Below are 4441 nucleotides of genomic sequence, written 5' to 3'. Positions count from 1 at the left end.
AAATTTGTTAATTTAAAAGAGTATTACTATTTAGGTGGATTCAAGTTTTTGGTTTCTAAATATTTTCTGAGAAATCAATGAAAATTGAATAATGAAACTAATTTAAAAACTAGAGTTATTCCTTATATCTATACAGCAATATTGGAATTTTTAGAACTAATAGTATTAATTGGATGTTAGTTGGTAAATAATAAGTAGAAGTGAGTAATTAATTCAAATAATAAGTAAGAAGCTGTCATAAAAAAAATTTTAATTACTACATAATTACTGTAATTTTTTGGAATTACTATGTTATTATAAGGTTATGAATCGGAAGGAGGTATATCTATGAAAAAGTTAATAGGACTAGCTTTAACAAGTATTAGTTTATTTTTATTTCTTTTAAATTTTCCTACTGCTAATTACATAAAAGACGTTAAAGCCGCTACTTCAACTTTATCATTATATAGTGAAAAAAATAAAATAGGGCTCATAAATAAAGATATAAAAGAACAAGATGAGTTTATTGACATAAATCTATCTATTCCTATCATTCAAGGAATTAAGGACGAAAATTTGCAAGATAAACTAAATAAGGACATTGAAGAATATATTTATTCCTTAAGAAAAGAAGTAAAAGATAAATATAAAGAAGATTCTTTGTTTGCTGAAGAAAAAGGATATTCTCTTCCAAAATATGAAGTAAAAAGTAACTATATGATAACCTATGAAGACGAAAATATATTAAGTTTTACTATTACAACTTATAAATATACTGGTGGAACATATGGAATAACAAATAAAAAAAGTTATAACATAGATTTAAAATATGAAAGGATACTTCAACTTCAGGATCTTTTTAAAGAAAATGAAGATTTTCAAACAGTAATTAATAAAAAATTAAATGAAGATATTATAAAAAATAAGAACTTATATAATAAAAATAGTATATATAGCATTAATTATGATCAACCATTCTACTTGCAAGATAGAAATATAATTATTTATTTTCCAATGAATGAAATATCAGTCTATACTCTTGGAATTCCAGAGTTCAAAATTCCTTTTGATAATTTTTATAATGGTGTGGATCTTGGAAGCCTCAATAAATATGAAAAGCCTAAAATTACAACTAAAGAGATTAATGAGCATAGTAAGTATATAAATTTGAATGTAAAGTTTCCTGAAATTGATTTAACAAATAGTGATTTTAACAAGAAGATCAACGAATATGTGGAAAACAATATATTTAGTTTTGTAAAGTCTTTAGAAAATGAAGCAAAAAATGCTGAAAAGAGTTCAATAAAAAACACTGGAATTTTTATTCCATATAGCGTTAATATTAGCTACACAATTCTTCAAAACAATAAATGGAATATTATAATTGGCATAGTAAAAAGCCATTTCGATGGAAATAGTTTTAAGACCACTGACAGTATTATAAATATTGATCTGAAAACGGGAACAATAAGTGAGTAGTAGGCAAAAGAGATATTTTTTAAAATATTGAAAATGAAAAAAGATTTCTATAGAAGATGGTAAAACTATGGGAATCTTTTTCTCTTATAAAGTAATTTCAACTAAGGAGCTTTAAAATTACAAAATATAATCCTTGAATAAATAAATTTGAATAAATAATGACAAATTGCAACTTCTCTGAGTACATTAGCAGTACAATTAAAATAAAGTATAGGTTTTACAAATAAAAAACGGGAATATTACATAAATTAAAATATATAAAGATTTAATGAATTGAAAAAGGAGGATTGTATAATGCAGAATGAAAAGTCCTGTGGTGCTGTTGTATTTCTTAAAAAAGAACAACAAGTTGAATTTTTAATTATACAGCAAAATGTAAATATATATTGGGGATATCCCAAAGGTCACATGATAGATGGTGAAATTGAAGAAGAGACTGCTTTGAGAGAGGTAAAGGAAGAGACTGATCTACAGATAAAATTACAACCTGGGTTTAGGCATAGAATTGAATACAAACCAAGACCTGATGTAGTAAAGGAAGTTATATTCTTTCTCGGAGAAGCTGAAGATAAAAATGTAAATATAGATAAGTCAGAGATTCAAAGTTATCAATGGGTTACCTTTGAACAAGGAAAAGAAAAGGTTACCCATGATGTAAGTAAGGAGTTATTAAAGGAAGCTTATAATTATATAATGAATAAAAAAAATTAAACTAGCTTTTCTGTATTTACGAAATTTAAAGCTATAAATTTTATATTAGGAAACTTAAGATATGTATCATGAAAAGTTTCCTCACAGCATATGTTAATTTAACTCATTTTAATTAAAACATCAAATTTCAATAAGTTGATTATAGTGCACAGGATTAAAATCATAGTATGTATTTATAATTGATAGAAGTCATTTTAGAGAAAATCCTTATGGAACTGTTCATTCCTTGGGGATTTTTTTATTTGAAGATCTAATGAAATTAAGCGTTAAAAAAAGGGACGTAAGTGCTTTTGTGTATAAATTCAACTAAATTTTTTTAACACCATACTATAGATTAAGCATATTGTATAGTATAGAAAAAATATGGAAAAACACATGAGGAGATGAACAAAATGATTGAATTAACGGCCCTACACTATGTATACTTAGTTTTCATTTTACTAATTTTAGGTGTAATGATAAGGAAAAGGGATTGTTCATTAATATGCATTGTAGGTATATTTATACTTGCTTTTATTGGCACAAATTCTCTTTCACTATCAGTAATAGGAGTATTTAACAGTTTTATATATGCCATTACGGAACTATTACCTACAATACTAATTATTTCAGTAATAGTATCACTTGGTAAATTATTGACTGTTACTGGAATAAATGAGGTCATGGTAAGCCCTTTTACAAAGCTTATAAAAAATGATACATTGGCATTTTGGGTAATTGGTTTAACTATGATGGTTATATCATGGTTTTTCTGGCCATCGCCTGCAGTAGCTTTAATCGGTGCAGTTTTTGTGCCTGTAGCAATTAAGGCAGGGTTGCCAGCAATAGGTGCTGCAGTTGCAATGAATTTATTTGGCCATGGAATTGCGCTTTCTAGTGATATTGTAATTCAAGGTGCACCAAAAATAACAGCAGATGCTGCAGGAATACCAGTTGAGTCTGTTATAGCCGCTTCAATCCCACTAATTATAGTTATGGGGTTAGTTACAACTATAACTGCCTTTATTATACTAAAAAGAGATATGAAAAATGGAAATATCAGCTATGAAATGATTTCAGATGCGTCAATTGAAGTAGAAGCTGATAATAAAGATAAGAATAAGCTAAGCAATAAGTGGAAAGTATTATTTTCAGTATTGATTCCAATATTATTTCTTATTGATGTAGTTATAATGGTAATTTTAAATTTAAGAGGCGGAGATGCCACGGCTTTAATAGGTGGAACAGCAATATTTCTACTTATCCTAATCTCTGTTACAACCTTTAAAAATGAGTCCTTAGAAAAGATTACTGGTTATTTTATTGATGGATTCCAATTTGGATTTAAAGTTTTTGGGCCTGTAATTCCAATTGCAGCATTTTTTTACCTTGGTGATATGGGATTTGTAAAAATTATTGGAGAATTTTTACCTCAAAATTCAACTGGGATAATAAATGATTTAGGATATGTTTTAGCACATTCAGTACCATTAAATAACGGGGTTAGTGTAGCCACATTATCAACAGTTGGAATAATAACTGGGCTTGATGGGTCTGGATTCTCAGGGTTATCCCTTGCAGGTTCAATAGCTAAGCTATTTGCCACAGCTACAGGGGCGAATGTAGCTACGCTTACAGCTTTAGGGCAAATTTGTGGTATATGGGTCGGTGGAGGAACAATTATACCTTGGGCAATTATTCCAGTTGCGGCAATATGTAAGGTATCACCTTTTGAGCTAGCAAGGAGGAACTTTGTTCCAGTAGCAATTGGAATTGTTACTACAACAATTTTTGCATTATTCCTCCTATAAACGATTATATGGTTAAATTGCTTTAAGTATCTATCAGATTTAAAAAATATATATTTGAGACACTATTGGCTTGTACGATAGTGTCTTAATTTTTATAATTAAGTGAGCTCTAATAATAGTATATTTATACTTACCATTTGAAAGAAATCAATATTAATTCTGATATTATAATATAACTGTTCCCAGTGTATCAATAGTAAATAAAGCTAGATAAAAGGAGAAATCTAAAGATTTTACCAACAGGTTTTGAGTAAGTCGGAGAGAAGTATGAATTCATTATTGTTCATATGATAAGATATTTCTTGTCCCTAAGAGGTGACAAAATAAATTATTTAAAGTTCAAAGCTGCACGTTAAAACAAAATTTAGTTTTTAAAAAGAAATTAAAAAAAGTATTGACGAGGGTGAGAATAAGTGATAAGATATTGAAAGTCGCCAAGTGGTGACGACGCTACAATGTAGCGACAAATTGGTCTTTGAAAA

3 protein-coding genes are annotated in these 4441 nt (G+C 28.0%); all 3 read left to right on the top strand.

Annotation, left to right across the window (positions count from 1 at the left end):
• Positions 1-327: 327 nt before the first annotated feature.
• The 3 genes from RR409_RS20805 (at position 328) to RR409_RS20795 (ending at position 3959) form a co-directional block, all read left to right on the top strand.
• On the top strand, positions 328-1458 hold the full coding sequence (locus RR409_RS20805; protein ID WP_332559693.1) for a DUF4163 domain-containing protein: 1131 nt from the start codon (positions 328-330) through the stop codon (positions 1456-1458).
• Positions 1459-1752: 294 nt separating this feature from the next.
• Positions 1753-2169, top strand: a complete 417-nt coding sequence (locus RR409_RS20800) for an NUDIX domain-containing protein (protein ID WP_332559692.1) — start codon at positions 1753-1755, stop codon at positions 2167-2169.
• A gap of 392 nt (positions 2170-2561) precedes the next feature.
• Positions 2562-3959, top strand: coding sequence for a hypothetical protein (locus RR409_RS20795; protein ID WP_332559691.1), 1398 nt, complete (start codon positions 2562-2564; stop codon positions 3957-3959).
• Positions 3960-4441: the final 482 nt, after the last annotated feature.

Source organism: Clostridium sp. (genome assembly GCF_036642255.1).
GTDB lineage: Bacteria > Bacillota > Clostridia > Clostridiales > Clostridiaceae > Clostridium_J.
The sequence above is the reverse complement of the archived record's forward strand: the minus strand, read 5'-3'. Positions and strand labels throughout refer to the sequence as shown.